The organism is Lysobacter sp. F6437 (assembly GCF_052547215.1).
Map to the genome: position 1 here is coordinate 72,498 of NZ_JBQWRB010000001.1, position 22,878 is coordinate 95,375.

Here is a 22,878-nt window from a genome sequence, read left to right on the forward strand (position 1 = left end):
ACACCGGCCCCGTTCCCCATGGCATGGCGGCCGCGGCGGCCACGCCCGTTGTCACTGATCAGCAGTCGTCGGCGGTCAGGCCGCAGGTCCAGCCCTGCCACCAGGTGTCACCGGCATCCTTGACCGCGCCGATGTAGTCGACGTCGGTGAAGGAGGCGTTGACCGCCGGGAGGCCGGCATAGGCCGGGACCGCGGTCTCGTTGGCGCCGTTGATGAAGCCGCCGGTGAGGGTCGAGGCGCCGGTGGCGTTGTTGGTGCCGGCGTTGAAGGCGGTCTGCTCGATGCCATCGGTCGCGTCGCCGGCGCCGTCGGCGAACGGCGTGTCACACGACAGGTAGGTCGAGTGGAAGGTGCCTTCGGTGGTGGCCGACTGGAACTCCAGGCAGGCCGGCGCGCCGGTGACTACCGCGTTGTAGTAGCCGACCTGGGTGCCCTGGTTCAGCACGACGGCGTTGTCATGGCCGGCGCCGACGAAGGTGACGTTGGCGAGGTTCGGCATCGAGCGGTACGGCAGGTCCTGCGAGCTCATCTCGTTCATGCGGTCGCCGCCACCGGCGCGCTGCACGATCAGGCCGAACTGGATGCCGCCGCGGAAGCCGGAGTCGGTGTCGAAAGTGTCGTCGTCGTTGCCGGTACCGACCAGGTGGGTCGCGTTGACCGTGCCGCCGAACCATTCGAAGCCGTCGTCGGAGCTGTTGTGCACCTGCACGTGGTCGATGGTGGTGCCATCGCCGAGGCCGGCCAGGGTGATGCCGTTGAGCTCGACGTCCGGCAGGACTTCGAAACCCGAATGCATCACGCGCACGTACTTCAGCACGCCGGTGTTGTCGTCGTTGGCGTTGCCGCCGTAGTAGCCGTTGGCGCCCTCGACCTGGGCCTCGCAGGTGGCGGTGCCGGGCTGTGCGGTGCCCGGGCAGGTGCTGATTGCGGCGCGGCCGAGCAGCACCAGGCCGCCCCACTGGCCGATCGAGTCGATGTCGGTGGTGCCTTCAACGCTCTGGCGGCTGGTGAACACGACCGGGGCGGTCGCGCTGCCCTCGGCGAAGATCTGCGAACCGCGGTTGACCATCAGGAAGTCGGCGCCGGCGGAGCCGAACACGGTGACGCCCGGCTCGACGGTGAGCGTGCCCTTGCGTGCCTGCGGCGCCGGGTTGGCGGCGTCGCCACCCATGTCCTCGCCGACGTCGGTGCGGCCGTTGACCGAATACACCACGCCGTCGATGTTCGGCAGCAGCAGGTCGCCGATGATGCGCGAGGGCAACTGGCAGTTGGTCAGGCTGGCGACCTCGCCGACATCGGTGGTGCCGTCCGGGCACTCGGCTGCGGTCGGCGGCGGGGTGGTTGGTGGGGTGGTCGGTGGCGTGGTCGGCGGAGCGCCGGTCGGCGGTGGCGGGAACGCGCCTTCGCCCGGCGAGGCGACGTTGTCGGAACCACCACCACACGCGCTGAGCGCGAAGGCCGCGGCCAGGGTCATCAACAGGGTCTTGGAATTGCTGGAAGCAGCCATTTGCACGATTTCTCCGATCACGGGTTGGCTCCACGCACGGGAAAAATTCCGTGGCGAAGATTCAGGAAATCGTTATAGGCAGGGTTTGTGACAGTGGGCTTTCAGCGATAACGGTTTCTTAATCCAGACGATGAAACGGCCGATTCCGTCGATTGGATGAAACGTGGATGTCATAAAAAAACTGCAATCAACGGCTGACACACTCGGTGCATGAAACGAGAACTTGCGCCCGATGCCGTCGAAAGAATCCTTGCCCAGGCGCGCGCCGGGCAGCCGCCCGACGCATTGCTGCAGCCGTTGCTGGACCAGGGTTGGGAGCAGGGCGAGGCGACCGCCGCAGTCGAATCGGTGGTGCGCGAATGGCTCGATTCGCATGCACGCGACAGCGGCTTGCCGCCCTCGGTGCCGGTCCCGTCGCCGATCGATCTCAATGGCGCGTCGGTGTTGCAGGTTGGCGACCGCGAGGTGTCCGTTTTGGCGAGCATGTTGTTGCCGCGGGTGATCGTGTTCGGCGGGTTGCTCAGCCATGACGAGTGCGATGAGCTGGTTTCGATGTCACGACCGAAGCTCAAGCGCTCGACCATCCTCGACCCCGAGAGCGGTGGTGATGAAGTGCACGTCGACCGCACAAGCGCCGGCACGTTCTTCCCGCGAGGTGGAAACGCGTTGTGCGAACGGATCGAGGCACGCATCGCGACGCTGCTGGACTGGCCGCTGGAGAACGGCGAGGCGATCCAGGTCATGCGCTACGGCCCCGGGGCCGAATACCGGCCGCATCATGATTACTTCGACCCGGCCTGGGCGGGTTCCGCCGGACCGCTGAAGCGCGGCGGCCAGCGGGTCGGCTCGCTGGTGATGTACCTCAACACGCCACGGCGCGGCGGTGCGACCACGTTCCCCGAGGCCAGCTTCGAAGTCGCCGCGGTCAAGGGCAACGCGGTGTTCTTCAGCTACGACCGGCCGCACACGATGACCCGCACGCTGCACGCGGGCGCACCCGTGATCGAAGGCGAAAAGTGGATCGCAACCAAGTGGCTGCGCGAACGCCGCCACGACTGAGGCCTCAGCCGGCCGTGGTCGCCGGCACCGGTTCGCCCGGAGTTTTGTCCCTGTAGCGGCAAATGTCGCGGATGGCGCAATGCGGGCAATCGGGGACGCGCGCCTTGCAGACATAGCGTCCGTGCAGGATCAGCCAGTGATGGGCGTCGTGCATGTACTCGTCCGGGATCACCCGCACCAGCAGGTCCTCGACCTCGCGCACGTTCTTGCCGGGCGCCAGTCCGGTGCGGTTGGAGACGCGGAAGATGTGGGTGTCGACCGCCATGGTCGGTTCGCCGAACGCGGTGTTGAGCACCACGTTGGCCGTCTTGCGGCCGACGCCGGGCAGGGCTTCGAGTGACTCGCGGTCGCGCGGCACTTCGCCGCCGTGGTTCGCGATCAACTGTTCCGCCATCGCAACCACGTTGGCGGCCTTGGTGTTGAACAGGCCGATCGTGGCGATGTACGGCTTGAGCTTTTCGACCCCGAGGGCGGCGATCTTTTCGGGCGTGTTGGCCACCGGGAACAGTTTGCGGGTCGCCTTGTTGACCCCGACATCGGTCGCCTGCGCGGACAGCGCCACGGCGACCAGCAATTCGTAGGGCGAGGAGAACTCCAGTTCGGTGGTCGGCTTGGGGTTGAGCTGCCGGAGCCGGGCGAACATCTCCTCGATTTCGGCCTTGCCCAGGCGCGAGCGGCGCGTGCGTTTGCGGGTGGGGGACTTGCGGGTTGGCTTGGCCGGCATCAGGTCGACTCACTGTTTCTTCGCGGCGATGGCACGGGCCTTGGCGCGCGCCAGTGCCGCCGCAGCCGCCGGCGGCAAGGCCGGGCGAGGGGCTTCAACGGTCGCTTCAGATGGTCTGGTCGCGATCGTTCGCCGTGCTGCACGTTCTTCGGCGCGACGATGCAGGCGTGCATCACGGGCGCGGAAGCGTTCACGTGCCGCCAGTGCGCCGCGCCGAGCGTCCCTTGCAGACACCACGGATGCGCGACAGGCCGGCTCGCAGCCCGGGCAGCGCTCGCACATCAGCAGCCCGGCCTCGATCGCGCGGTCGAGATCGTCGACCGCAAGCGCCGCGGCGATCACGTGAGCCGCCGCGCCGCGCGGATCGATGCATCCGCAACGGCAGGTCACGTCCGCGCCACTCATCGCGGTTCAGCTGCCCTTGAACGCCGGCTTGCGCCGTTCCAGGAACGCACCGGTGCCTTCGCGCATGTCGTCGGTCGAGAACATCAGGCCGAACTGCGCGGTCTCGTATTCGAGGCCTTCCTCGATCCCGCACTCGCCGCCGACGTTGACGCAGTCGATGATTCCGCGCAGTGCCAATGGTGCCGAGTCGGCCAGTTGCGCCGCCAGCTTCATGGTCTCGGCCTCCAGTTCGGCGGCCGCGACCACGCGGTTGACGATGCCCAGTTGGCGCGCGCGCTGCGCGTTGATCGGCGCACCGACCAGGCACAGTTCCAGCGTCGCAGCGCGGCCGGCCAGTCGCAGCAGCCGTTGGGTACCACCGAAACCGGGAACCAGGCCGAGGTTGATCTCGGGCTGGCCGACCTTGGCGTTGTCGCCCGCGATCCGCAAATGGCAGCACATCGCCAGTTCCAGTCCGCCGCCAAGCGCGAAACCGTTGACCATCGCGATGACCGGCTTGGGCATCCGCTCGATCGCCCGCATCAGGCGCTGCCCACGTTGCGAGAAATCGCGGCCCTGGACCGGGCTGAGCGTGTTCATCTCGCTGATGTCGGCACCGGCAACGAACGCCTTGGGGCCGGCCCCGGTGAGCACCACACAGCGCACCGAGCCGTCGCTGGCGGCGGCCTCGAAGGCCTCGAGCAGGGCGTCGAGGGTCGCGCCGTTGAGCGCATTCAGCTTGTCCGGGCGGTTGACGGTGACCACCCGCACGGCGGCGTGGTTGGCGATGGTGACCGGGGAGCCGGGCAGGGAGGTTTCGGGCATGGGGCTGGCGCCTTGCGGAATGGATGTGAGGGTCGGCAGGATGACCAGCGGGCTGTGGCTCGATGCCCGCGACGGAACTCCGGCGGCGTCGTATTGTCAGAGCCTGGGCGTCAGTGGCGGTTAAGCGCTGCCGCCGTTATCCTAGCGCGTCCATCCGGGTCGGTTCGACCGGACTGGTGCATCCCGAGCATCAAGGCAAACCGGGGCGGTGTCGCCGCTTCGCGTCATCACCGGAGGTTCCACCGAATGAAGTTGCGTTTGATTGCGGTCGCAGTGGCGGCCCTGACCCTGACCGCAGGCCAAGCCGTCGCGCAGGACACCTCGTCCGAGAAGGGCAAGCTGAGCTACGCGCTCGGTTACGATCTGGGCCGCAACGCCAGCGAGAGCGGCGAGGCACTGGACGTCAACACCATCGTCAAGGGCCTGCAGGACGGCTACTCCAAGAAGGAGCCGGCGGTTCCGGTCGACCAGCTGCGTACCGCGGTCGAGAACATGCAGAAGCGCCAGCAGGCCAAGGCCAAGGCGGCATGGGACAAGGCCGCCGCGGAGAACAAGACCCGCAGCGATGCGTTCATCGCGCAGAACAAGGCCAAGGCCGGCGTGAAGACGCTGCCCAGCGGCGTGCAGTACCGCATCGTCGAGACCGGCAATGGCGCCAAGCCGACCCAGGCCAGCACCGTGCAGCTGCAGGTCGGTGGTCCGTTCCCGTGGGGCGAGCGTGGCCAGAATGCGGCGGCGCGCACCATGCCGGAGATCAAGGTCAGCGAAGTCGAGATGCCCGCGATGCGCGAAGTGCTGCTGCAGATGCCGGCCGGCTCCAAGTGGGAAGTGACGCTGCCGGCCGACAAGGCCTATGGCGCCGACCCGCGTACCGGGATCCCGCCGAACATGGCCGTGCAGTTCGAGATCAAGTTGCTGAGCGTCAAGTAATCGATCGCCCCGGTAACTGCTTCACCCTTGCGCCGGCCCAGTGCCGGCGCAATTGTTTTGAGACCCCTTCCGACCGGACCTCCGGCGACAAGTACCGATGACTACCCTCTACCGCGCCGTCCTCAGCCCCTGCACCGGCGTCTGCTGCCTCGACGAGCAGGGCCTGTGCGAGGGTTGCCGCCGCACCAGCCACGAGATCGCCCGCTGGTCGCAGATGAACGACGACGAGCGGCTGCGGTTGATGGAGGAGGTACTGCCGGCGCGCGAGGGGCGCAGCGGATGACCGCTGCCGGGCTCCCGGCCGGACTGCGCGAAATCACGCAGTTGCGCGCGGCGTTGCGACCGCTGGACGCGCTGCCGTCCGACATCGGCTGGAACCGGGACGAACTGGCCGATCTGCTGTTGCCTGCAACCGAACTGGCCGATGCGGCGGTGCTGGTCGGCCTGGTCGCCCGCGCGACGGGCACGGCCGTGGTACTGACCCGGCGTACCGACGCGCTGCGCAACCATGCCGGTCAGGTCAGCTTTCCGGGAGGCCGGGTAGAACCCGACGACGACGGTGCGATCGCGGCGGCGTTGCGCGAGACCGACGAGGAAATCGGCGTCCCGGCCCGGCAGGTCACCCCGATCGGTCTGCTCGACCCGCTGGTGACCATCACCGGGTTCCGGGTTCTTCCGGTGGTTGCCGCGATCGACTCGGACTATGTCGCGCGTCCCGACCCGAGTGAGGTCGCCGAGGTGTTCGAAGTGCCACTCGCGTTCCTGCTGGATCCGGGCAACCTTGACCAGCACGAGGTCGAATTCCGCGGCCGCCCGCGGCGGGTGCTGGAGTTCCGTTATCCCGCGCAGCGGATCTGGGGTGCCACCGCGTCTATCCTGTGGAACCTGCGCCAGCGGCTGGAGGGCCTGCAATGAATCAATACGCAAAGAACTGGCAGGCACTGGTAAATGCCGGCGAGCTGGCGTCGGCGCTTGGGCGCGATGACCTGGTGGTCCTCGACGCCCGCGTGCTGCTGTCCGACCGCACGGCCGGCGAAGCGATGTACCGCCAATCGCACATTCCCGGCGCGCGTTACGCCGACCTCGACCGGGACCTGTCGGACCACCGCAGGACGGGCGGCCGTCACCCGTGGCCGGATGCCGTGGACTTCACCGAAACCCTGGGGCGCTGGGGCATCCGCCCTGATTCCCAGGTCGTGGTTTACGACGCGGCCGACGGCGCGCTGGCTGCGTCACGCGCATGGTTCCTGCTGCGCGCGCTCGGTCACCGCGACGTCGCAGTACTCAACGGCGGCTGGGCGGGCTGGACCTCGCTTGGCCTGCCGGTCGAGTCGGGGGAACCCCCGGCAGTCGCGCCGACGCACTACGACGCCAGCTTCGACGACGAGCGGCTGCTGGATGCCGACGCGGTGCAGGCACATCTCGACGCCGGCGGAATATTGATCGACGCGCGTGCGGCCGAGCGGTTCCGCGGCGAAGTCGAGCCGCTCGACAAGGTCGCCGGCCACGTGCCCGGCGCGGTCAATCGTCCGTACGCGGACAACCTGCGCGAGGGCTACTTCAAGCGCGCCGACATCCTCGCCGCCGAGTTCAGTGCACTGCTGGCCGGGCACGCCCCGGACGAGGTGGCGGTGATGTGCGGGTCCGGCGTGACCGCCTGCCACCACCTGCTGGCGATGGCGCACGCCGGGCTGGATGGGGCCAAGTTGTTCACCGGGTCGTGGAGTGGCTGGCTTGAGGACCCGTCGCGCCCCGTGGTGCCGTGACGCTCACCCAATCTCGATCGCATTTCACTCTTGTAGGAGCGGCTTCAGCCGCGATCCGGAGTCGGCGCGGGCGAACGATTCCAGATCGCGGCTGAAGCCGCTCCTACAGTGGATCGGTCGGCATGTGTGTGGGCCGCGCTACTTCCCCAGCCGCGCCACCAACGCGCGCAGCGCACCCTGCGTACCCGGCGCCGACCACGCTTCGATGAACCGCTCCAGCTGGATATGCTCCGGCTGCAGCGCCTCGACCAGGTCGGCACGTGCGATCCGGCGGGTCTGCAGCATTGCCTCGCGCGGCAGGGCCAGCAGTTGCTGCAGCCATTCGCGCGCCCGCGCGGCCACCTGCTCGATGTCGATCAGTTCGTCGACCAGCCCGATCTGCAGGGCACGCTCCGCTTCCACCAGGTCGCCCATCACCAGCAGGCGCTCGGAACGACCCGCGCCGACGGCGCGTCGCATCAGGCGCTGGATACCCTCGGGCGCGACCAGGCCGACCTGTGTTTCATTGAGGCCGATGCGGTAGTCGCCGGACGCCATCACCCGGTAGTCGCAGCAAAGCGCCAGCACGCAGCCGCCGGCCGGCGCATGCCCGGCGATCGCGGCAACGACCGGCACCGGACACGTCGCCACTGCGCGCGCCGCGGCGAAGAAGCTCTGCCATGCCGCGGTGAGTGCCTCGCGGTCGTCGCCGAGGCCGAGCAGGTGGGGCACGTCGAGGCCAGCGGAAAACACCTTCGGGCCACCCGACAGCACGATGCCGCGCGCCTCGGCGATCACCGCGGCGTCGAGCGCGGCACGCAACTCGCGGCACAGCGCCGGATCGAGTGCGTTGACCGGCGCCCGCGCGAATTTCAGTTCGACGATGCCGTCGCCGTGGTTGACCACCTCGACACAACTCACGGGGTCACTCCCTCGGGCCAGCGGTAGCGAACCGTGTAGGTCAGGCGTGTCTCGCCACCGGCGGCCACAGGCACGTTGAACTCGACGTGGCGCGCGTCCTTCTTTTTCGACGGCACGCTGCTGGCGGTGACCTGCCAGTCGCTCCATCGCGGCAGCGGCTCGACCACCCGGATTTCGACGTCGGAATCCTTGGCGTTCTTCAGCGTGATCGCGAACGACTCGGTGATCGTGCGGCCGCTGCGGTCGACCCGCAGGTCGGTCGCCTCGCGCTCGGCCGTCAGGTCGAATACCTTGCCGACCTCGAGCCGGATCTCGGCCCCGGCCGGCGTGTGGCCCAGTTCCGATTCCCCGAGGAAATCCCCGCCGTCGTAGACGCGCACGCGTCCGGCCGGCAGCGGCTGGCCGAGCCCGGCCTCCTTGGTGTTCTGCACCGACACCGCGGCCGTCACCGGCAGGGCGCCGGTGGTTCCGCGATGGTCCGGCGCGACCAGCGGGCGCGGCGGTTGCCAGTCCGGCGCGTCGGCATCGACCACGTAGGCACGCTCGCAGGCGATCGCGTCGCGGCGTGGGAACAACGCCACGCGCTCGGTGGCACCGCTGTGGATCGGCGTGGTGCCTGGCAGTTCGTAGGCATGGTATTCGCCGGATACGCGTTGCCGCGGCATGCCCTGCGGCGCGGGCGCCGCCGCGACCCTGCTGTCGTAGGCCTGGCCGCGTGCCATGTACTGGCGCTGCGGCTGCACCCGGCTGGGTTCGCCGGCGACCAGGGTCAGGTGCGCTTCGGCAAACGTCACGCCGGCACGGTTGGCAACCAGGGCCGAGCCGTCCAGCGCCAGCTTGCAACCGTCGGCATCGTCGATCCGTGCCAGGTACTCGGCGCGCCATGCGAGCCCGCCCATCGGGTAGGACAGCAGGAAGTCGGCGTCGCCATTGGCTTCCGCCCGCACGGTCCACTGCAGTTCGGCCTGTTGCGGCAGCAGGCTGGTGCCATCGACCACGCTGAAGTTGTCGTAGTCGCGGACCACCTTGACCCGGCCGTCGCCGAGCGCCAGCGTCAGGCCACCGTTGGCCGACAGCAACACGCCGGTGTCGGTCTGCTTGGCGCCGCCGGCGGTGTGCTCGACCGTGATGCGCTGGCCGATGATCTGCGACACCAGGTCGCCGGTGCCCGACAGCGGCGCGACGTAGCGTTGCGACTCGATCGCGACCCCGGGCGTGCGGGCCTGCAGGGTCGCGGCCTCGACATCCATCGCGGCCGGCACGCTGGTGGCGGAAACGGCGTTGAGGCCGGTCTTGAGGGTGTAGTGCAATGGCCGCTCGACCAGTGCATAGCCGGGCATGTCGGTGCCGGGGTCGCCGCTGCGGGCCAGCGCGTCGTAGCCACCGCTGTAGACCGTCAGGCGGGTGATCCCGGCTTCGTCGGCGGCATCCCGGTCCGCGGGCCGGGTTGGCGTGGCGGCCGGCGGTGGCTGGCTGGCATCGGGTGCGCGCTCCTCCGGCGAGCACGCCGCGAGCGTGCAGGCTAGGGCAAGCAACGAGAGGGGACGGTGCATCGCGGACTCCATTCTGGCCTGCCGGTATCATAGGCCGATGCGTACATTCCATGCCTCCCTGCTGCTGGCCCTGGCTGCGATCGCGTTCAGCGTCACCGCCTGCGCGCGCGAATGCGCCCCCACCGTGACCGACGGCTGGGTCCGGATGCCGCCGATGTCGATGCCGATGCTGGCCGGGTTCGGCCGGATCGGGAACCCGTGCACGGCTCCGCTGGTGATCGTCGGCGCCAGCAGCCCGTCGTTCGCCGAGGTGTCGTTGCACGAGACCCGCATCGTCGACGGTGTCAGCAGGATGCGCGCGGTGCCGGAGCTGCGCATCGCACCCGACGACAGCGCGACCCTCAAGCCGGGCGGACTGCACCTGATGCTGATGCAGCCGCATGCGCCGCTGAAGCCGGGCAGCCGGGTGGTGGTCGAGTTCGCGCTGAAGGACGGCGGCGTTCTGCGCGGCGAGTTCGAGGTACGCAAGCCGGGCGGCTGAAGCCGCTCCTACAAAGGCAAAAGGTATTTCCGGGAATTGGTGGAGGCTTTTAGCCGGAACAGGCCTCACGCACCTCCGCCGGCAATGGCGCGGCAGCGCCACTGTCGCGGTCGATCCAGACCATTACCACGTGGCCGTCGCAATACAGCACGTCGCCGTCGGCGCCATCGACGATGCGGTGGCCGATGGTCAGGCTGGTGTTGCCCAGCCGCTCGACGAACAACTCGACCACGACCTGCGCCGGCCATGCGATCGGGCGCCGGTAGTTGAGCTGCGCCGCGGCCACCACCGGTGCGACGTGGTCATCCAGGCCCTTGCCGGGGATGCCGATCATCCACTGCAACCGCGCTTCTTCCAGGTAGCTCAGGTACTTGGAATTGTTGACGTGGTTGAAGGCGTCGAGGTCACGCCAGCGGACCGGCATCGGGACCCGGACCAGTGATGCCGGCGCGGGCTGGACGACGGGGGCGGGAGCGGTTTGCGCCGCGGCCTTCGCGGAATCGCCCGGAGCCGCCCTGGCCCGCGGCTTGCGCGTGGGGCTCTTCTTCGTCGCCTTCTTCGCGGCCGTTTTGCGGACGGCCTTCGCAGGCTTGTCGGTGGTGTCGTGGTCGCTCATGCGGCGGACTTCTTGCTGGTGGTCTTGCGCGCCGACGGTCGCTTGGCCTTGGGCGTGGAAGCCGCGGTGGATGCGGACGCCCTGGCGGCGGATTCCAGCAGCGGTGCGAGGAAGCGACCGGTGTAGGAATGCTCCAGCGAGGCGATGTGCTCCGGCGTGCCGGTGGCGAGGATCGTCCCGCCACGATGACCACCCTCGGGGCCGAGGTCGACCACCCAGTCGGCGGTCTTGATCACGTCGAGGTTGTGTTCGATCACCACCACGGTGTTGCCGTCGTCGCGCAGGCGATGCAACACGGCCAGCAGGTGCTCGATGTCGTGGAAGTGCAGACCGGTGGTGGGCTCGTCGAGGATGTACAGCGTCTGCCCGGTATCGCGTCGAGACAGTTCCTTCGACAGCTTGACCCGCTGCGCCTCGCCCCCCGACAGCGTGGTCGCCGACTGGCCGAGCTTGATGTAGCTCAGGCCGACGTCGACCAGCGTTTCGAGCTTGCGCGAGATCGACGGGATCGCCTCGAACAGGTTCAGCGCGTCCTCGACCGTCATCTCCAGCACGTCGGAGATGTTGTAGCCCTTGTAGAGGATCTCCAGCGTCTCGCGGTTGTAGCGCTTGCCGCCGCACAGGTCGCATGGCACGTAGACGTCCGGCAGGAAGTGCATCTCGACCTTGATCAGGCCGTCGCCCTGGCAGGCCTCGCAACGGCCACCGCGCACGTTGAAGCTGAAACGCCCGGCTGCGTAGCCGCGTGCGCGCGACTCCGGCACCTGCGCGAACAGCTCGCGCAACGGCGTGAACAGCCCGGTATACGTCGCCGGGTTGCTGCGCGGAGTGCGACCGATCGGCGACTGGTCGATGTCGACCACCTTGTCGAACAGGTCCATGTTCTCGACCGACTTGTGCGGCGCCACCGTTCGCGAGGCGCCGTTGAGGTCGTTCGCGGCCAGCGTGTACAGGGTGTCGTTGATCAGCGTCGACTTGCCCGAGCCGGACACGCCGGTGACACAGGTCAGCAGCCCGGCGTGGATGTCGAGATCGACGTCCTTGAGGTTGTTGCCGGAGGCGCCGCGCAGGTGCAGCGTCATTTCCGGGTTGGGCGCGTGCCGCTTGGCCGGGACCTCGATGCGCTTCTTGCCGCTGAGGTACTGGCCGGTCAGCGAGCGCGGGGCCTTCAGCAGGTCATCGAACGAACCTTCGGCCACCACCTCGCCGCCGTGCACGCCGGCGCCGGGGCCGATATCGACGACGTGGTCGGCAAGCCGGATCGCGTCTTCGTCGTGCTCGACCACGATCACCGTGTTGCCGATGTCGCGCAGCCGGGTGAGGGTGCCGAGCAGGCGCTCGTTGTCGCGCTGGTGCAGGCCGATCGAGGGCTCGTCGAGCACGTACATGACCCCGACCAGTCCCGCGCCGATCTGGCTGGCCAGGCGGATGCGCTGGGCCTCGCCACCCGACAGCGAATCGGCCTTGCGCTCCAGGTTGAGGTAGTCGAGGCCGACATCGACCAGGAAGCGCAACCGGTCGCCGATTTCCTTGACGATCTTGGTGGCGACCTCGCCTCGCCAGCCCGGCAGGTTGAGCCCCTTGAAGAACGTCAGCGCCTCGTCGATCGGCAGCACCACGATGTCCGACAGCGGCCGCTCGGCCACGAACACGTTGCGCGCCGAACGGTTGAGCCGCGCGCCGCCGCATTCGGTGCACAGACGCTCGCTGATGTACTTGGACAGCTCCTCGCGCACCGCCGACGATTCGGTCTCGCGATAGCGCCGCTCCAGGTTCGGAACGATGCCCTCGAACTTGTGCTTGCGCTGGTGGCGGGTACCGCCGTCGCTGAGGTAGGCGAACGAAATCACCTCGTCGCCACTGCCGAACAGCACCGCGTTGCGGATGCCCTCCGGCAACTCCTGCCAGGGCGTGGTCACGTCGAACCGGTAGTGCTTGGCCAGCGACTGGATCAGTTGGAAGTAGTACGCGTTGCGACGGTCCCAGCCGCGCACCGCACCCGCCGAAAGCGCCAGTTCCGGATGCACCACCACCCGCGCCGGGTCGAAGAACTGCGCCACGCCGAGGCCGTCGCAGGTCGGGCAGGCGCCGACCGGCGAGTTGAACGAGAACAGCCGTGGCTCCAGCTCCGGCAGCGAGTAGTCGCAGACCGGGCAGCTGTACTTGGAGGAGAACAGCAGTGGCTTGGCATCGGCGTCATCGAGTGACTGCACCTGGGCCATGCCGTCGCCCAGCTTGAGCGCGGTCTCGAACGACTCGGCAAGCCGCTGCTTCAGGTCCTCGCGCGGGCGGAAGCGGTCGATCACCGCCTCGATCGTGTGCTTCTGGCGCAGCGCCAGCGGCGGCACCGCGTCGATCTCGTGCAGCACGCCGTCGACCCGCACGCGCACGAAACCCTGCGCGCGCAATTGCTCGAACACCTGTGCATGCTCGCCCTTGCGGTCGCGGATGACGGGTGCGAGCAGCATGTAACGCTGCTCGGCGGTCTCTGGCGTGTCGGCCAGCGTGATCACCTGGTCGACCATCTGGCTGACCGTCTGCGCCTCCAGCGGATAGCCGTGGTCCGGGCAGCGCGGGGTGCCGACGCGGGCGTACAGCAGGCGCAGGTAGTCGTAGATCTCGGTGATCGTGCCGACAGTCGAACGCGGGTTGTGCGAGGTCGATTTCTGCTCGATCGAGATCGCCGGGCTCAGCCCTTCGATGTGGTCGACGTCGGGCTTCTCCATCACCGACAGGAACTGCCGCGCGTACGCCGACAGCGACTCGACGTAGCGTCGCTGGCCCTCGGCGTAGATCGTGTCGAACGCCAGCGACGACTTGCCCGAACCCGACAGGCCGGTGATCACGATCAGCTTGTCGCGCGGCAGGTCGAGATCGATGTTCTTGAGGTTGTGCGTCCGCGCGCCGCGGATGCGGATGAAATCCATCGCCATCGGGAGCCTGCAAGGGGGGAGGGTGCCGCCAGGATCGACGGACAACAGGGGAGCCTATCGAGCTCTGGAAATGGGGGCAAATGCCGCCAACAAAAGGGCAGGCTCCACATGCGAACGGCCCGCACAGGGCGGGCCGTTCGCGTGCCGCTTGGCGCTGGGTCGGACTACTCGACGCTGACCGCACTCCAGGTCGCGGCGACCGCGGCGTACTCGGCCGATTCCGCACCGTACAGGTCGGTCGCGGCGCTCAGGGTGGCCGCGCGTGCCCCGGCATAGTCGGTGTCCTCGACCATGTAGCCGGTCAGTGCCAGGTACCAGATGTCCCCGGCGGCTTCGTGGCCGATGCCGGCCAGCGAGGTGTCACCGTTGCAGACCATGTCGGACGGCGCCAGGTTCGCACCGGTGCCGGCACCGAAGCCATCCGGTACCACCGCTCCTTCGGCCAACAGGTAGAAGAAGTGGTTGGCCACGCCGGAGTTGTAGTGCACGTCCATGCCGCCGAGTTCGGGGCTCCAGCAATCCGGGGACAGGCCGTCCAGGCTCGGCTTGAACATGTAGCGCAAGGCGGTCTGGTAGGGCAGGTTCGGATCCTGGCGGAACACCAGTTCACCGATCAGGTAGTCGGGAGCGTCGGTCGGATTGTTGGCGAACTGCTCGACCATGGCGCCGAAGATGTCGGAGGTCGCTTCGTTCAGTCCGCCCGACTCGCCGGAGTAGATCAGATTCGCGGTGCGGCTGGTCACGCCATGCGACATCTCGTGCCCGGCCACGTCGAGCTCGACCAGCGGCGTGACGGAGCTGCCATTGCCGTCACCGAACGTCATGCAGAAGCAATCGTCACTCCAGAACGCATTGGCGTAGTTGCGGCCGAAATGCACGCGGCTCAAGGCGCCCTGGCCGTCGTCGGCGATGCCGGAGCGCCCGTGGACCTGATCGAAGTAGTCCCACGTCATCGAAACGCCGTAATGCGCATCGACGCCGACCGTCTGCGAACTGCTGTTGGTGCCGGTACCCCAGACGTTGTCGGAGTCGACGAAGGCCGCACCCAGGCCCACCTTGCGATTGCTCATGTTGGTGGTGCGTCCGCCGCCGCGTGACGGATCGGTCAACTGATAGCGCCCGTTGCTGCACTGCGCGGTACCCAGCTCGACCTGGCCGACATAAAGGCCGGTGCCGGTGCCGGAGGACGCGGTGTCGCATGTCCGCGGGTCGCGACCCGGGCCGGCAGTGTGGATGGTGTCCCACTTGTCCAGCAACTGGCCGGTGTGCGCGTCGACGATGTAACGCATGTCGGTGGGTGTCTGGTCCTTCTTGACGCCGACATAGCGGACCTCGTAGGCCAGCGCCGGGGTCGCTTCGCCGCGGGCGTAGACCACCAGGCGCGTGGTCGGCGCCTTCTGCGCGGCCACGTCGAAGTGCGTGCCGGCCACCGAGATCGCCTTGCGCCGGTTCACCGACGGAACGATGTCGGGGCGCTGCAGTTCGTCCATCGTCTGCGTGACCGAATCAGGCCTGCCGTTGCGCGAGTGCACGACGATGCTGCCGCCGATCACCGGCAGGCCGCGGTAGGTGCGCGAGAAGCGGACGTGCTCGTTGCCCTTGCGGTCGACCACGACGTCCCTGGCAACGAAGCTGTCGGCCGCGGCGCGCTTGAGCATCGGCACCGATCCGCTCTGGAGCATGGCCTGGGCGCGCATCGCGGAGCGCGACGTTGCCAGGTCGCCTGCAGATGCCGCGGGGGAAATCATCAGCGCGGTCAGGACACCCGCGCCCAAAAGAGTGAATCGCATGTGGCTCTCTCCCTGATAGAAAATGACCGTTCGGTCGTCGATTACCAGGATCCCCCGGCTCGGAACATACGCCTTTCCGTGCCGCCGTGCATGACATGTCCGCAGTGACTGCCGGCCCGCTGGTGCGGCCGGCACCCCGCTGGCCACCCGGCCCTAAGCGACCCGGAAGAGCAGTCCGGTGACGCATGCGCTTGCAAAGTCATTTTCGGAGGCATATGGTCGGCCCTGTCGTCAGGGGGCGGCAGCGGTTGTGTTTTGTTGGTGTCGGCCGGATGGCCCGACAGCGGACACGCCTTGCACTCCTGGGACGCTCCGCGTTATCGCCGATGAAATGCAGCCTTGCAGGCTCAAACTTCATCCGAGGGGATTGACGATGCGCGGAAACAAATTCATGGGCCCCCAGTCGCGGCGCGCCCAGACCCGTACCTACTACGTTGCTCCGATCACCCGCGCGGTCCGTACCGCGCTGGCGGCGTCCGCGATCGCACTGGCCGGTGTCGGCGCCGTGCACGCCGGCGGCACCGATTGCGGTGGCATGGTCCAGGCCCAGCTCATTCGCTGCGCCGAGGTCGACGCGGCAAAGCTGCCCGTCGCGGACTTGACTACGGTCGCCGACGCGCACGCTCCCGATTCGGTAGTGGCTGCGGGTACGACCGGCATCACCGCGCCCGGCGTGGCGGCGTTTACCGTCAACATCGTCAACAGCGGCCCCATCGATAAATCCGGTAGCGGCGACGTAGTCGGCATCGAGGCCGATTTCGCCGGTGCCGACGTTTCGATCGTGAACACCGCCAGCGGCAGCATCTACGCCGAATCGGTGGACGGCCTGGCCGACGGCATCTTCGCCTACGGCGCCGAGGTCACGGTCAACAACCGCGGGGCGATCGAGGCCGACGGCTACGACTGGGCGGCCGGCATCGAGGCGCAGGGCGACTCGGTGACCGTCAACAACAACGGCAACATCAGCGCCACCGCCAGCGCCTACGACACCGCCTATGGCGTCTACGGGCATGCCTATGGCATCTACGTCGCAGGCACCGGCGAAGATGGCACGGTGGTCAACAACCGTGGCTCGATCGAAGCATCCGGACCGTACGCGACCGGTATCTACGCCTACGACGGCGGCAGCGGCGGCATCAACATCACCAACCGCGGCGACATCACCGCAACCGCCGACAATGGTTTCGCCAACGGCATCAATGCGGTGACCAATGTCGAGGGCAGCGACACCACCGTTGCCAACCGCGGCAGCATCGAAGCCACCGGCATGAACGGCGCGAGCGGCATCGTCGCGCTCGCCAGCGGCGTCGGCTCCTCGGCCAGCGTCAACAACACCGGCGACATCTACGCAGCGACCACCGCGTACTATTCCGCCGCCGAAGGCATCGTGGTCTCGGCCGATGGCGACGCCGACATCCGCAACAGTGGTTCGATCACCATCGGTTACGGCGATTACGCCTATGGCGCGCTGGCGCTGGCGTTCGCCGGCGATGCGAACGTACGCAACACCGGCGACATCGCGGCGTACGGCGGCCTGTCCGCATATGGCGCCGTGGCTGCCTCGCAGAACGGTTATGCCGACGCCACCAACGCGGGCTCGATCACGGTCTCGTCGGGTCTCGGTACCGCAGCCGGTCTCGACGTCAGCGGCCAGGCCGGTGCGTCCGCCACCAACAGTGGCTACATCAATGCCTACGGCAGCAGCAATGCCTTTGGCGTGCGTGCCAACTCGGCGGTCGGCGATGCCGAGGTGGACAACCGCGGCGACATCGTCGCCACGTCGGGCAAGTACGCGTTCGGCGTGTTCGCGCAGTCCGGCGATGGCGATGTCGCGGTGGAAAACAGCGGCACCATCGCCACCGACGGCAAGTACAGCTTCGGCGTGCTCGCGCAGTCGACCTACGGCGACGTGCTGGTGGAAAACAGCGGCGCGATCGCCGGCAGCGGGAAGTACGCCTACGGCGTGGTCGCGGGGTCCAACGGCGGCGACGTCGAGATCCACAATGCCGATGGCGGCAAGGTTTCCGGCTACAGCGGCGACCTGATCGCGGTGGGTGCGTTCGCCAACGCCAACTACGACGGCAGCGCCACGATCGACAACGCCGGCGTGACCAACGCCACGGCGGTCGGTTATGCGCAGCTCGCCTATGGCGCGGTGGTCCAGACCGATGCGGGTGCCGGCCTGGTGTCCAATGGCGACACCGGCGAGATCACCGCGGACAACAGCTACGGTTCCGCGCGTGGCGTGATCGTGCGGTCCTCCGCGGGCGGCGACGCGTCGGTCGACAATGCCGGCAACATCGTGGCGACGGCCACCGGCACCGGCGAGTACCTGCCGTCGGACGCGATCGGCGTCTACGTGTACGCGCCGGGCGGCCTCGCCAGCGTGGACAACAGCGGCGCGATCACCACCAGCTCGGCCACCGGCCTGGCCGATGGCGTGTTCGCCGCCGGTGCGGTCGCGGACGTGTACAACTCGGGTTCGATCACCGCCGACGGCTACACCTGGGGTGCGGGCGTCGAGGCACAGGGCGACGATGCCGCCTCGGTGGTCAACACCGGTTCGATCGCCGCCAGCGCGACGGCCTATGCCCCGGCCGACCCGGAAGCGGGGACGGATGCGGTCTACGGCCACGCCTACGGCATCTATGCCACCGGCGGCGACGGCGGCGTCATCGTCGACAACCAGGGTTCGATCTCCGCCACTGGTCCGTACGCGACCGGCGTGTATGCGTATGACAGTGGCATCGGTGGCGTCCAGATCGACAATTCCGGCGACATCGCCGCCAACGCCGCCAACGGCTTCGCCACTGGCGTCAATGCGGTGACCAATGTCGAGTACAGCGACATCGCGATCCAGAACGCCGAAACCGGCAGCATCACCGCCACGGGCATGAACGGCGCGTCCGGCATCGTCGCGCTCGCGACCGGCGTAGGTTCGTCCGCCAGCGTCGACAACGCCGGCGACATCTACGCGGCGACCACGGTGTACTACTCGGCGGCCGAAGGCATCGTGGCCTCGGCCGACGGTGACGCCAGCATCACCAACAGCGGTGCGATCACCATCGGCTATGGCGATTACGCCTACGGCGGACTGGCGCTGGCCTTCGCGGGCGACGCCGATGTCGACAACGCCGGCACGGTTGCGGTGAACGGTGGGCTGACTGCCTACGGCTTCGTCGCCAATTCCCAGAACGGCTATTCCGGTGTGACCAACAGCGGTTCGATCACGGTCGATTCCAGCTTCGGCACGGCTGCTGGCATCGACGCCAGCAGCTTCGCTGGAACCACCGTGGATAACCAGGGCGACATCAACGCCACGGCGAGCAAGTACGCCTTCGGTGTACGGGCCAACACGTCGCAGGGCGACACCGTGGTCGACAACAGCGGCACGATCACGACCGATGGCAAGTACAGCTTCGGCGTGTTCGCGCAGTCGGGTGACGGCAACACCACCGTCTACAACTCCGGGACGCTCGCCGGCAGCGGCAAGTATGCGTATGGCGCGGTGGCCGGATCGAACTACGGTGACGTCGCGATAGAAAACGCCGAAGGAGGCACGATCTCCGGCTACAGCGGCGACCTGATCGCGGTGGGCGCATTCGCCAACGCCAACAACGATGGCAACGCCACGATCGACAACGCCGGGACCATCGATGCCAGCGGCGCCGGCTACGCGCAGCTCGCCTATGGTGCCGTTGTGCAGACCGATGGCGGCGACGCGCTGGTCACCAACAGCGGCGACATCAGCGCCAGCAACAGCTACAGCAATGCGCGTGGCGTGATCGTGCGCTCGAGCGCCGGCGGCGATGCCGCCGTCGACAACAGCGGCAGCATTAGCGCCGTCTCGACCGGTTCGGGTATCTACGAGGGTTACTACGGCACCTACACCATCCCCACCGACGTGATCGGCGTGTACGCCTATGCGCCGGGTGCGGTGGCCACCGTGACCAACAGCGGCTCCATCACCGCGAGCACCGGCGCCGGCCTGGCCGACGGCGTGTTCGCGTCGGGCGCCGTTGCCGATGTCACCAACTCCGGTTCGATCACGGCCGATGGCTATACCTGGGGCGCGGGCATCGAGGCCCAGGGCGACGATGTCGCCTACGTAACCAATACCGGCGACATCAGCGCAAGCGCAACGGCCTACGCACCGGCGGACCCGGAAGCGGGAACCCCTGCCGTGTATGGCCACGCCTATGGCATCTATGCGACCGGTGGCGATGGCGGGGTGTACGTGGACAACCGCGGCACCATCGCGGCGACCGGCCCGTACGCGACCGGAATCTACACCTACGACAGCGGCGCGGGCGGCATCGGCATCGACAACCGTGGCGACATCGGAGCGAATGCGGTCAACGGCTTCGCCACCGGCATCAACGCGATCACCAATGTCGAGGGTAGCGACATCGAGGTGACCAACCGCGGTGCCGGCACCATCACCGCCAATGGCTACAACGGCGCATCCGGCATTTCCGCGGCGGCCAGCGGTGCGGATGCGGCGATCAATCTGACAAACGCAGGCGCGATCAGCGTGGTCGCAACGGAAGGCAAATACGGCAATGCCGTGGGCATGGTGGCATCCGGCGATGGCGACGTGGAGATCCGCAACAGCGGCAACGGCACCATCAACGCCGGCGGCGCCTACGCCTATGGCGTACTGTCGCTGTCCTTCGCCGGTGACTCCGACGTGGTCAACGCGGGCGACGTCACGGCGGCGGCGGTGGGTAGCGGCCTGTACACGTTCTCGTATGGCGTGGTGTCGTCCTCCCAGAACGGCACCGCCGCGGTTACCAACAGCGGCAACATTTCGGCTACCGCAAGCGGGCTGGTGACCATCGCCCGCGGCATCGATGCCTCCGGTGTCGACGCGGAGGTGATCAACCGCGGCTACATCGAGTCCTACGGCAAGTACAGCCGTGGAATCAACGCGGTGTCGAGTGCGGGTGATGTCGATGTCCGCAACCAGGGCTCGATCTATGCGGGTGGCAAGTACACCTACGGCATCGCCGGAATCGCCACCGACGGCGACGTGCGCATCACCAATACCGCCAACGGCCTGGTCGATGCGTATTCGTCCGGCGCGGTGGCGGTGGGCATGCTTGGCACCTCGGTGTATGACGACGTGGAAGTCGTCAACGCCGGCACCGTGGTCGCGCACGGCGACTACGCCGGGCTGGCCGCGGGCGTGTATGCATCCTCCGGCAACAACGACGCCTCGGTGGTCAACCGCGGCTCGATCGACGCCAACACCTACTATGGCAACGCCTTCGGCGTGCTGGCCAACGTGGGCAGCAACGATGAGCTGAGCGTGGACAACCGTGGCGTGATATCCGCTACCAGCGTCGCGGCAAATGCCGTGGGAATCGACGGTTCCGCCGAGGGTGGTGGTGACGCGGTGTTGCGTAACCGCGCGACCATCGAGGCAACGACCACCGCCGGTGATGCGATCGGTATCAGCGGCACCGTGGCCGGCGGCGGCGAACTGACCCTCGCCAACACGGCGGCAGGCAGCATCACCGCGACCTCGGTCGACGGCGACGCAATCGGCCTGTTCGGTTCGCTCACGGATGCCGACGTGACGGTAAACAACGCCGGCAGCATCAACGTGGCGTCGACCAACGGTACCGCCTACGCCATCCTTGTCGTGGACGGCAGCGCACCCCTGGCTCCCGGCTTGGCCCCGGGTTCGGCGAACATCGTCAACAGCGGTTCGATCACAGGTGCCATCGCCACCGGAAGCGGCGACGACAGCATCACCAACCGCAATGGCGGCAGCTGGCAGCTGGCCGGCAGCGGCACCGACTTCGGTGGCGGCGACGACAGCTTCGTCAACGCGCGAGGCGGCACGTTGCAGCTGGCGGATGCCGGCATCCTGTTCGGAGCCGGAGACAACAGCTTCAGCAACACCGGCACCATCCGGGTTTCCGGCAGGAACCACATCGACATGACCGATGGCAGCGTCGCCGCGGCCAACGCAGCGCTGGCGCGGCCCAAGCACGCGGCGGCGTTCACCAACAACGGCACCCTCGACTTCCTCGACGGTGCCGCGGACGACAGCCTCACGGTCACCGGCGGCTTCGGTGGCAAGGGTGCGCTCAACCTCGACGTGAGCCTGGCCGGCAAGCTCTACGACCAGCTGATCGTGCAGGGTGGTGTGCTCAACGGCACCAAGCAGAGCGTGAACGTGATGCTGCTCGACGGACTGCCGAAGTCGAGCGACGTCGGGACCCAACTGGAACTGGTGCACGTGTCGGGTGACACGAATCCGTCGGTCTTCAAGGCCGGCAGCGTACTGGGTGTTTCGCCGCGGGACTTCCTGTCGATGGGGCTGACCCTGTCGAGCACTCCCGACAAGGGCGCCAAGGCCAGCGGCGACGGCACCGGCTACATGCTCAACGTCAAGACCCACGTCGACGGCCTCAACGCGGCTGGCGTGCTGGCATCCTCTGCAGCGCTGGGCGTGGACAGCCTGATGTCCAGCACCGCCGGCAGCCGGCTTGACCGCAACTATGTCGCGGCAACGGGCATGTCGCCGTTGCGTACGAGCATCCAGCCGTGGGTCCGCGGCTTCGATGACCAGGGCGGCATGAGTCCCGACCACCTGTCCGGCAACTTCGGGCAGCTGTCCAACTCGCGCCTGAGCCAGGACAACTCCGGCACCGAGATGGGCGTGGAGATCCTGGCGCCCAACGGCTTCCGCTTCGGCTCGGTATTCGCCAAGTCCGAAGGCCGGCAGTACCTGGTCGACGACCGTGGCATGGACACGATCCGCGGCAGCACCATGGGCCTGTACGGCACGTGGATGTCGCCGACCGGCTTCTACGTCGATGCGTCCTGGCGGACGATGCAGTTCGAAACCCGGATCGACTCGATCGGTGGGCTCCAGCAAGGCGAAGGCAACGCGTTCAGCAGCTCTGTCGAAGTCGGACGCGTCTGGAAGCTGGCCAACGGTCTCGACGTGGCGCCGCAACTGCACTACACCGAGACCTCGATCGACGGCCTGCGCTTCCAGGGCGACCAGGCCACGTTCGAGGGCCAGGAGGCGGTATGGAAGCGTGCCCGCGTCGGCGTGGCGCTGTCGAAGACCTTCAACGCAGGCGCCTGGCAATGGTCGCCGTATGGCGAGGTCGGCATGACCCGGACGCTGGAAGGCCTGGCCACCTATGCGATCAACGACGACTACTTCGGCAACGTGGCCACCGAGGGCACCAGCGCACTGCTGAAGCTCGGGTTGGGCGCGCAGAAGGGTCGCCTGTCTTGGAATACCGGCGTCAACTGGCTGGACGGCGGCAACTTCGACGGTGCGTTCGGCGGCCAGGTGATGTTGCGGTACGCCTGGTAGCACGCGGCAGGCCGGCGGCCCGGTGCACGACACCGGGCCGCATCGCATAGCGGCCGCTCCGGGTA

The 22,878-nt window shown here is 67.8% G+C and carries 13 protein-coding genes and 2 pseudogenes; 6 read left to right on the forward strand and 9 right to left on the reverse strand.

What is annotated here, in order from left to right; all coding sequences use genetic code 11:
* Positions 1 to 58: 58 nt before the first annotated feature.
* Positions 59 to 1,507: a hypothetical protein gene (locus tag ACT9F5_RS00310; RefSeq protein ID WP_445117975.1), complete on the reverse strand. Its 1,449-nt coding sequence runs from the start codon at positions 1,505 to 1,507 to the stop codon at positions 59 to 61.
* 210 nt (positions 1,508 to 1,717) lie between these two features.
* Here ACT9F5_RS00310 and ACT9F5_RS00315 point away from each other — a divergent pair, with 210 nt between their 5' ends.
* Complete coding sequence (locus ACT9F5_RS00315) at positions 1,718 to 2,566, forward strand: 2OG-Fe(II) oxygenase (protein WP_445117976.1); 849 nt, start codon at positions 1,718 to 1,720, stop codon at positions 2,564 to 2,566.
* A gap of 4 nt (positions 2,567 to 2,570) precedes the next feature.
* Here ACT9F5_RS00315 and nth read toward each other — a convergent pair whose 3' ends face one another.
* The 3 genes from nth to ACT9F5_RS00330 form a co-directional block, all read right to left on the reverse strand.
* Complete coding sequence (gene nth, locus ACT9F5_RS00320; RefSeq protein WP_445119451.1) at positions 2,571 to 3,293, reverse strand: endonuclease III; 723 nt, start codon at positions 3,291 to 3,293, stop codon at positions 2,571 to 2,573.
* 6 nt (positions 3,294 to 3,299) lie between these two features.
* Entirely contained in the window at positions 3,300 to 3,632 is a 333-nt protein-coding gene (locus ACT9F5_RS00325; protein WP_445117977.1) for a hypothetical protein, read from the reverse strand.
* Positions 3,633 to 3,701: 69 nt separating this feature from the next.
* Complete coding sequence (locus tag ACT9F5_RS00330; RefSeq protein ID WP_445117978.1) at positions 3,702 to 4,499, reverse strand: enoyl-CoA hydratase-related protein; 798 nt, start codon at positions 4,497 to 4,499, stop codon at positions 3,702 to 3,704.
* 246 nt (positions 4,500 to 4,745) lie between these two features.
* Between ACT9F5_RS00330 and ACT9F5_RS00335 the strand changes: the two genes are divergently transcribed.
* The 3 genes and pseudogenes from ACT9F5_RS00335 to ACT9F5_RS00345 all read left to right on the forward strand — a co-directional run bounded on the left by ACT9F5_RS00335 (position 4,746) and on the right by ACT9F5_RS00345 (position 7,195).
* The gene (locus ACT9F5_RS00335) at positions 4,746 to 5,429 is read left to right on the forward strand and encodes an FKBP-type peptidyl-prolyl cis-trans isomerase N-terminal domain-containing protein (protein ID WP_445117979.1); all 684 of its coding nucleotides are present in this window, start codon (positions 4,746 to 4,748) and stop codon (positions 5,427 to 5,429) included.
* Positions 5,430 to 5,526: 97 nt separating this feature from the next.
* Positions 5,527 to 6,344 (forward strand): annotated as a pseudogene (locus ACT9F5_RS00340) (CoA pyrophosphatase).
* A complete protein-coding gene (locus ACT9F5_RS00345) occupies positions 6,341 to 7,195 on the forward strand; it encodes a rhodanese-like domain-containing protein (RefSeq protein ID WP_445117980.1) in 855 nt (284 codons plus the stop codon). Before ACT9F5_RS00340 ends, ACT9F5_RS00345 begins: the two are co-directional and overlap by 4 nt.
* Positions 7,196 to 7,333: 138 nt before the next feature.
* Here the strand turns inward: ACT9F5_RS00345 and ACT9F5_RS00350 are convergent, their stop codons facing one another.
* Together ACT9F5_RS00350 and ACT9F5_RS00355 are read right to left on the reverse strand one after the other, a co-directional pair.
* A complete protein-coding gene (locus ACT9F5_RS00350; RefSeq protein ID WP_445117981.1) occupies positions 7,334 to 8,095 on the reverse strand; it encodes an enoyl-CoA hydratase-related protein in 762 nt (253 codons plus the stop codon).
* The gene (locus tag ACT9F5_RS00355; RefSeq protein WP_445117982.1) at positions 8,092 to 9,648 is read right to left on the reverse strand and encodes a DUF4139 domain-containing protein; all 1,557 of its coding nucleotides are present in this window, start codon (positions 9,646 to 9,648) and stop codon (positions 8,092 to 8,094) included. The genes ACT9F5_RS00350 and ACT9F5_RS00355 overlap by 4 nt, the downstream gene beginning before the upstream one ends.
* A 64-nt stretch (positions 9,649 to 9,712) precedes the next feature.
* On the opposite strand from ACT9F5_RS00355, the gene ACT9F5_RS00360 reads away from it, so the two are divergent.
* Positions 9,713 to 10,129, forward strand: a complete 417-nt coding sequence (locus tag ACT9F5_RS00360; protein WP_445119452.1) for a copper chaperone PCu(A)C — start codon at positions 9,713 to 9,715, stop codon at positions 10,127 to 10,129.
* Positions 10,130 to 10,178: 49 nt separating this feature from the next.
* Here the strand turns inward: ACT9F5_RS00360 and ACT9F5_RS00365 are convergent, their stop codons facing one another.
* From ACT9F5_RS00365 to ACT9F5_RS00375, 3 genes and pseudogenes are all read right to left on the reverse strand, one after another.
* The gene (locus tag ACT9F5_RS00365; RefSeq protein ID WP_445119453.1) at positions 10,179 to 10,553 is read right to left on the reverse strand and encodes a thioesterase family protein; all 375 of its coding nucleotides are present in this window, start codon (positions 10,551 to 10,553) and stop codon (positions 10,179 to 10,181) included.
* Between the two features lie 227 nt (positions 10,554 to 10,780).
* A pseudogene (uvrA, locus tag ACT9F5_RS00370) lies at positions 10,781 to 13,678 on the reverse strand (excinuclease ABC subunit UvrA); the annotation flags it as partial.
* A 164-nt stretch (positions 13,679 to 13,842) separates the two neighbouring features.
* A complete protein-coding gene (locus ACT9F5_RS00375; protein ID WP_445117983.1) occupies positions 13,843 to 15,468 on the reverse strand; it encodes a M4 family metallopeptidase in 1,626 nt (541 codons plus the stop codon).
* Positions 15,469 to 15,859: 391 nt separating this feature from the next.
* Between ACT9F5_RS00375 and ACT9F5_RS00380 the strand changes: the two genes are divergently transcribed.
* Complete coding sequence (locus tag ACT9F5_RS00380; RefSeq protein WP_445117984.1) at positions 15,860 to 22,813, forward strand: hypothetical protein; 6,954 nt, start codon at positions 15,860 to 15,862, stop codon at positions 22,811 to 22,813.
* The last annotated feature ends 65 nt before the right edge of the window (positions 22,814 to 22,878 follow it).

Coding starts and splice junctions, on each gene's coding strand:
- ACT9F5_RS00310 (WP_445117975.1), bottom strand. CDS start 1,507: ATGGCTGCTTCCAGCAATTCCAAGACCCTGTTGATGACCCTGGCCGCG.
- ACT9F5_RS00315 (WP_445117976.1), top strand. CDS start 1,718: ATGAAACGAGAACTTGCGCCCGATGCCGTCGAAAGAATCCTTGCCCAG.
- ACT9F5_RS00330 (WP_445117978.1), bottom strand. CDS start 4,499: ATGCCCGAAACCTCCCTGCCCGGCTCCCCGGTCACCATCGCCAACCAC.
- ACT9F5_RS00335 (WP_445117979.1), top strand. CDS start 4,746: ATGAAGTTGCGTTTGATTGCGGTCGCAGTGGCGGCCCTGACCCTGACC.
- ACT9F5_RS00345 (WP_445117980.1), top strand. CDS start 6,341: ATGAATCAATACGCAAAGAACTGGCAGGCACTGGTAAATGCCGGCGAG.
- ACT9F5_RS00355 (WP_445117982.1), bottom strand. CDS start 9,648: ATGCACCGTCCCCTCTCGTTGCTTGCCCTAGCCTGCACGCTCGCGGCG.
- ACT9F5_RS00365 (WP_445119453.1), bottom strand. CDS start 10,553: ATGCCGGTCCGCTGGCGTGACCTCGACGCCTTCAACCACGTCAACAAT.
- ACT9F5_RS00375 (WP_445117983.1), bottom strand. CDS start 15,468: ATGCGATTCACTCTTTTGGGCGCGGGTGTCCTGACCGCGCTGATGATT.
- ACT9F5_RS00380 (WP_445117984.1), top strand. CDS start 15,860: ATGGGCCCCCAGTCGCGGCGCGCCCAGACCCGTACCTACTACGTTGCT.